Raw genomic sequence first — 501 nt, 5'->3', positions numbered from 1 at the left:
CACGGTATGATTCATGACTGGGGTGAAGTCGTAACAAGGTAACCGTAGGGGAACCTGCGGTTGGATCACCTCCTTACCAAAGACGAGAGACAGCGAGTGCTCACACAGATTGACTGATAGTTGTAGAAAAATGAGAAATTAAAAACGAAGCGAAAGCAACGTTGAAAGATAAAAAGAAGATAGAGTATCTTTAATTGATGTCCCCATCGTCTAGAGGCCTAGGACATCGCCCTTTCACGGCGGTAACCGGGGTTCGAATCCCCGTGGGGACGCCAATTAAAGATAACTTTGTTAGATTATCTTAGTGTTCTTTAAAAAATTGGAAACAAGCTGAAAACAAGAGATTTTCGAGAGAAAGTCTGAGTAGGCAAGATAGGAAAGTGAAAAGAGGGAACTGAGAAGGAAACTCTGAAAGCAAACCTGTTTTGTGATAAATCTTGATTGAACAAAAGCAATCAAGTGTTTAGTTGAATGAAGATACGCATCAAATTGACCGCACTT

Annotated in this window: 1 tRNA gene and 1 rRNA gene; both read left to right on the top strand. The window is 41.1% G+C overall.

The annotated features are described in order from the left end of the window. A 16S ribosomal RNA gene (locus tag LIX50_RS09500) occupies positions 1-76 on the top strand; the annotation flags it as partial. A gap of 123 nt (positions 77-199) precedes the next feature. Then, a tRNA-Glu gene (locus tag LIX50_RS09495) sits at positions 200-275 on the top strand. Positions 276-501: the final 226 nt, after the last annotated feature.

The sequence above is a fragment of the Haemophilus sp. Marseille-P9675 genome (assembly GCF_916862695.1).
Classification (GTDB): Bacteria; Pseudomonadota; Gammaproteobacteria; order Enterobacterales; family Pasteurellaceae; genus Haemophilus; species Haemophilus haemolyticus_K.
This window is presented reverse-complemented; position numbering and strand designations above follow the sequence as displayed.